A 6,210-nucleotide genomic window follows, 5' to 3' on the forward strand; every position below is an offset into this window, starting at 1 on the left:
CCTGGACAAAAATGCAGGCACTTTATAAAGAGGGATCTGAACAGCGAATGGAAATAGATATTCAGGTTCATGACTTGAAGAAGCAGCTAATGGAGGATCAAAAGAAGGTTGCTGCCGAAGCTGCTAAAAAGGAGAAGGAGGCACTTGAAAAGACTCGGGATGAGGAAGTAAAGCGTATTGAGGCAGAACGGGATGCTTTTATTGAGGCTCAGGACGCTAAGATTAAGGCCATAGACGACTTGTTAGCCAAGATGCAGACAGCTAATGAAGACGAGGACTATGATCGTGCTATGTCGGAGAAGCAAGCGCGTCTTGCCCTGCTACAATCTGCTGTCGGCCCTGAAGGTATTGCCGAACGTAAGCAGACTGAAAAAGATATTGAGGATATGCAACGGGAACATAACCGGACGCTGGCGAAGCGCGGCTTGGAGGATCAAAAGAAAAAGCTTCAAGATGAGAAGACTGAGCGAGAAAAGGATTACAATGACCAGATTGAAGCTGCCAAGCAGCATTATGATCAGCTTGCTGAGAAATACGATGAATATTCAGACGGAGTTGAATCCAAAGCTGAAGATTTGAAAAATACCCAAATCTCAAAAGAAACCGAGAAGAACGCGGAGATTTTGCGTCAGTTGGATCAGTTTATTGCTGACTATCAGGCTAAAATGGCTGAAATCAATGCCACCTCATTGTCTGCATCCTTTGATACAGGTTCCTCAATATCAGAAAAGGACAGCGATTTGGCGAGATACAATTCTAATATTGATAAATGGTATTCGGCAGGTGCTGCCGAGAAGGCTAAACTGCACGAGGAAAATGCTGCTCTGCGGAATAAGCATGGCATTAAGAAGGATACAGGGAAACTTCAAAAATTCCATTCAGGCGGGATCGTTCAAGGCCAGAAGGGAGCAGAGGTACCCGTCATTGCCCGAGAAGGGGAAATGTATTTGAATGGTCAACAACAGAGCAACTTGTGGAAAATTATCAATTTTAAGATGCCGAAACTTAATTTCTCCATGCCAGACTTCTCCATGCCAATGGCTTCGGGCGGTTCAAATCCGCAGCAAATCAGCAATCAGTTCGTAATAAAATCAGGCGATACTTATATTGAAGACGAATCCGCAGCAAAGGTGTTTTGGACCGAACGAGATAACCTGGTACGGAGGTTACAAGCGAGGGGAGGTAAGTCTTAATGATCGACGCTACGGCAGATGGTAAGTCTTTTAAATCCATTGGTTTGGGGTTGAAAAAGCACAATATACCCGTGCTACCGCCTACGAAAGATCATTCTCTGGAAATAGCTGAGCGTGATGGGGAATTGGATTTTGGCAGCACTTACGGAGCTAGGACAATTAACCTTGAATGTGTCGTAATGGCAGATGATACAACCCTCGATTACCATAGGAGAGTCGCCCAAGTGGCGGCTCTTTTTAATGCAAAAAAAGGGGATATTGTATTCACGTTTTCGGACTTACCAGGAAGGCGATATATCGGGCGCTATGCTGGAACATTAGATATCGAAAAAATACTTTGGGATGGAGAACTGACTATCCCGATTAAGATGGGTGAGCATCCGTTTCCAGAAAGCGATGAGAATATCAAAGAAGTTATCATTACTCAATCTCCACAAACAGTGTCGGTCATTTCTACAGGAGATGAAAGAGCCAGTCCTATTATCGTCCTGACTAACATCGGTAATAACGACATACGGAATTTCCGTATCGCAAATGAGTATCAAGTAGAATAGGAGGTCTTTATAGTGGCAGACATAATTTTGAGCAAAAGCAACTGGTGGAAAACAGCCTGTATTAATGCAGCCTTGCGCGGGATTAACTTTGCATCCCCTCAGACGCTATACATCGCCTTGTACACCAGTAGCCCAACAGATGCAGACACAGGACAGGAGGTAAGCGGAGGGGGCTATGCGCGCCGTGCTGTGACGTTTTCTGAACCAGTTATAGCGGATCGGTGGGCAGTTGTAGCCAGCATATCCGACGTGGTTTTTCCCATTGCGTCGGCCAAATGGGGGTTAATCACTCATGTCGGCATAAGGGACGCTGCAACAGGTGGCAACCTGATCTATTATGGGGCTATCACCACGCCGCGCACAGCGGAAACAAATGATACGCTGCGGTTTTTAGCCGGACAACTTAAAGTTAACGAGGGGTGAGGAGCTTGGAAAAAATGTATCCACCAGTTGTAAACAGCCCAAAAACTGAGCTTGCGGAACTGATCACAGACACGCAAACAGAAATTACCGTGGCTAATGCGTCTGTGCTACTTCAGGGGGATGGTATTGCTGTTTTGGGCAACGGGGATGTAGCGGAAACGATTACGTATACAACTGTAGAGGATAACGTCCTTAAAGGGTGTGTACGTGGATTTGAGGGCGTGGCGAGGGCCTGGCCTGCTGGCACACGGGTTGCCCGTAATTTTACGGCGGCAGATTGGAGAGCTGCGATAAATAACATTCAAGCTCTGTACGAAGAATCCAGTATAGAAGTCCGTAAAACAGTTACTTTACAACCGGGTGTTCAGATTGCTAAAGCTGACCGCCAGGCTGTATTTAGTTTAACTGGACTAACAGGTAAAACGGTAATCGACTATGAAGGTCAAAAAGGCTTATTCGGTGTTCGTAACCCTTATGTAATTCGGTATGGAGAAAATTTGTTGCCGAGTTTTTATGAGTGGTCTGCCACTACACAGGCAGGCACAGCAACGATTACAGGTCCTAATCAGGTAAGGCTAGATAAATCGGCGGGGCTATCAGGGTTTAATACTCAGGCGTATAACGTCAATGCGGTACCAGCGACAGACTATACATTATCGGTCACGGTTGATGTGTCTAACATAGGTGGGACCGTTGGAGCGGGGGCGTACTGGAACCTGCAAGCTATTGGGAAGAATGGTGAAGTGTTGGCAGACTTAACAACTGGACCGTTCGTAACATCCAACGGGACAAAAACGATGGTTAAGACCTTTACAACGCCAGCCAACACATCATATTTAAGAGTTGTCGTAGGGCTTGATATCGCCACAACAGGTACGGCAGTATTCCGTGATGTTTCTATTAACATCGGCAGCACAGCCAAGCCATTCAAACCGCGCGAGGATTCTATGTTGGCATTGCAAACGGATCTGTACGCCGATCCGATTACAGGGGCGAATGAGGATACTGTGTTCGAGCGAGATGGGCAATACTTCAAGTCTAAGAAATGGCGCGGGGTGACGTTGGACGGAAATCTGCCGTGGACGCTGAATGCGACTGTATCTGGTACAGGTTTCAAGGCAGTACAACTATTTCAGTATACAGGGGTCGCAGGCGCCTCAACGTTGCGGAATGCCCTTGTGTCAAAATTTGATGGGAAGATACTTGAGAATAAAGGTAGTGCTGTAGGCAGTGCTGGAGATCAGCATAATGGTATCTACCCGATTGACAACGCTATTGTTATTACAGTCGGGGTCGCAGACAGTGGATGGGGAGACAGTTACACACCGTCATCGGACGACATCAAGGCATACTTTATGGGTTGGAAGATGTACGATACCAGCGCAGGGAATACCACAGCCCCGTATAATCGTACAGATGGACAATCTAAAGGATGGGTCCGACGTAGACTATCGGATGGCGCATTTGTTGACGGAACTGGAACGTTACCGACAGCACAGGCACCGGAGTATACACCTTATAAACTCGTGTACCAACTTGCAACGCCTACAGTAGAGCCTATCGTGTCTGAGGGGCAGCTTACTTTTAATGAGGGAGATAATCAAGTTGAAGTAGGCACAGGGTTAGTGATTCGTGAAAAGGCCAAACTCTACCAAGAGGCAGATACGAAGCGCTGGAACCTCAACAATGGTAGCCCGGGTGAGTATCAAGCATCGCTAACGGCATATCGCATTGATAGATTCATTGGCATTTACCGAAATTCGCAGCGTGACAACTGGATACTGTACCCTAACACTACAACCCCTGCTGGTGCTATGGCACAGTTACCAGGCGCAGCCTATGATGCTAACGCCGTTTATACCTTATCGTACCTAGCCTTTATAACTTCGCCTGTTGTCCCGTTCACAGGCTCGTATGCAGCCAACGAAAAATCGCTGCTGTTGGACTTGGTAGACACCGTACAGCAGAACACGACACGTGTGTCAGTACTGGAGAATAAGAAGGCAGAGAAGGATAGCCCGGCATGGATTATGCTGACGGCGCTATCTAACGGTTGGATAAATAGGGGGAATACAGGAGATCATCTCACATCATATTTCAAAGATGACTCTTCAATAGTTCGTTTGCGGGGGGTTATAAAATCAGGTGTTGTAAACACAGAGGTGTTTAGGCTACCGGCAGGTTATAGACCTGATAGTATATACCGTTTTCCAATCATTACTTATAACAGTAGTTCAACCTTAATAACAAGTTTTGTATCGGTATCACCTAATGGGAGTGTACAAATAGCGGGTAATGCAGGTAATGATTATGTGATAATCGACGGAATTGAGTTTTTGGCAGAACAATAAAGGAGGGATGAACGTGAAAGCAGTGCCTAAAGTAAATACTGATGGCTTTTATTTTGATGTCGCGCATGTGGACGATACCTTTAGTGGTGTGGTCCCTTTTTATTCGGACAACTCAGAACAAGATTCTGAGAAAACCGAGCAGGTCGCTGCGGACGTACCACAGGAACCAGTAATAGCCGGATACATCGTTGGGGTGCCATTTCCAGAAGGATTCTGCGCATATGTGACAGAGCATAAGGGGTTTCGCTTTAACTTGGAAACCTTGTCATGGGAAGAGGGTCTTACAGTTGAAGAGATAGCGGAGTTGACCAAACCTACGGATCAAGTTCAGGATGCATCGGAGATTGTAGGCCAGCAGCTTGCGGAGATGAAGATTCAGATCATGCAGCAAACCCAACTTTTAGCCAGCATGGGAGCAGAACTAGCGGCAGCTAAACTTGAAATTATTGACTTGAAGGGAGCTAATCAATCATGAATTTCCGGAGCCTTGCTTTTAAATTGAACTGGGTAACCGTAGAAAAGTTGAAAGGTGCAGTCAAAACGGAGGACAATCCTTTCGGGGAGATCAGCCCGGAAGAGTATAAAGAAATAACAGGCGTGGACTTCCAGTAAGGAAAATTTTCCTTAGCCGATAGGAGGACGCTATGTTCAATGGTGGATTTAATAGTCTTGGATTTAATACAGGAGATGTAGAAGGGAACATTATTGACCTTTCTGCATCTCTTTCTGGTTCCGGGCAAATGTATTCGCGGAAGCTGGAGACGGATGGATATGAGAGCGACAATTCGTTCAATCTTATGTCGTTTAATGTGGATGAACCTGGTACCGTAACGGAATACATTTTGGAATTTGTTTTGGATATGACTGCCGCTGCGGAGTTGTACGGTGAAGGTCAGGCGCAGGCTGATTTTGTCCGTGAGTATGCCTTGGAAGCCATTCCTATGTCTGGCGAGGGACGCATAACTAACGCAGAATACGTTCGAGAAATTCCGATGCAAGCAGTACCCATGTCTGGGGAAGGAAGGATATCGGCGGAACTGTCGAAATTCCATACCGACTACATTGAGTTCACGGATGTTTTTCGGCCCGGAGAGGTTATTGTGATTGACTCAGGTAAGTTCAAGATTACTCGCAATGGGCAAAACGTTTCTCACTTGTATAATGGTGATTTCTTTGACTTGAACCTTGGCAATAACAATCTTACCTGGACAGACCCGGAGACAGGTAGAACGGTCCTGTTCCGTATTACACACCGGGATAAATTCTTATATTAGTGAGGTGAACTATGCCTACTCCAACTATGCAAGTCTTTGATAAGAACATGCGGCGTGTCGGTACGCTGGTGGACTCTTATGACATTCAGCGGCGGCGCAGGATAAACAGCGATTATGAACTAACATTTATGGTTCCAATGACTAGCGATGATTACCGTGAAAAAATAGCAATTAAGGGCCACGTTCGAGATGAGCGTGGCCAATTTTATGTAATTCAGTCTCGGAGCCGTTCAAGGGAAGGCCGAAAACTGACGGCGAATATTTATTGTAATCACATCATGTTTAAACTCAACGATTACAAGTTTCCGTACGCTTCTTATATCGCAGAAGCCTACGGTATCCATATCAACCAGCTTACAGACCTGATTACAGCTGCTACAGGCGGACGGTTTAAGTTTGTTATTCACGACACATT

The 6,210-nt window shown here is 45.9% G+C and carries 6 protein-coding genes and 2 pseudogenes; all 8 read left to right on the plus strand.

Going from position 1 to position 6,210, the window contains the following annotated elements:
* Nucleotides 1-1,193, plus strand: a pseudogene (locus tag L693_RS28150) (transglycosylase); the annotation flags it as partial.
* The gene (locus L693_RS0114905) at nt 1,193-1,747 is read left to right on the plus strand and encodes a phage tail domain-containing protein (RefSeq protein WP_025717933.1); all 555 of its coding nucleotides are present in this window, start codon (nt 1,193-1,195) and stop codon (nt 1,745-1,747) included. The pseudogene L693_RS28150 and the gene L693_RS0114905, both read left to right, overlap by 1 nt.
* Nucleotides 1,748-1,759: 12 nt before the next feature.
* The gene (locus tag L693_RS0114910) at nt 1,760-2,170 is read left to right on the plus strand and encodes a phage tail fiber protein (protein ID WP_025717934.1); all 411 of its coding nucleotides are present in this window, start codon (nt 1,760-1,762) and stop codon (nt 2,168-2,170) included.
* A 14-nt stretch (nt 2,171-2,184) separates the two neighbouring features.
* A complete protein-coding gene (locus L693_RS31480; RefSeq protein WP_025717935.1) occupies nt 2,185-4,521 on the plus strand; it encodes a hypothetical protein in 2,337 nt (778 codons plus the stop codon).
* Between the two features lie 13 nt (nt 4,522-4,534).
* Complete coding sequence (locus L693_RS30635; RefSeq protein ID WP_025717936.1) at nt 4,535-4,996, plus strand: hypothetical protein; 462 nt, start codon at nt 4,535-4,537, stop codon at nt 4,994-4,996.
* Entirely contained in the window at nt 4,993-5,133 is a 141-nt protein-coding gene (locus L693_RS28155) for an XkdX family protein (RefSeq protein ID WP_049825172.1), read from the plus strand. The genes L693_RS30635 and L693_RS28155 overlap by 4 nt, the downstream gene beginning before the upstream one ends.
* A gap of 32 nt (nt 5,134-5,165) precedes the next feature.
* A complete protein-coding gene (locus L693_RS0114930; protein ID WP_025717937.1) occupies nt 5,166-5,795 on the plus strand; it encodes a phage distal tail protein in 630 nt (209 codons plus the stop codon).
* An 11-nt stretch (nt 5,796-5,806) separates the two neighbouring features.
* A pseudogene (locus tag L693_RS28160) lies at nt 5,807-6,210 on the plus strand (phage tail protein); the annotation flags it as partial.

It is taken from the genome of Paenibacillus sp. 1-18 (genome assembly GCF_000520755.1).
In the GTDB taxonomy this organism is placed as follows: domain Bacteria; phylum Bacillota; class Bacilli; order Paenibacillales; family Paenibacillaceae; genus Paenibacillus; species Paenibacillus brasilensis.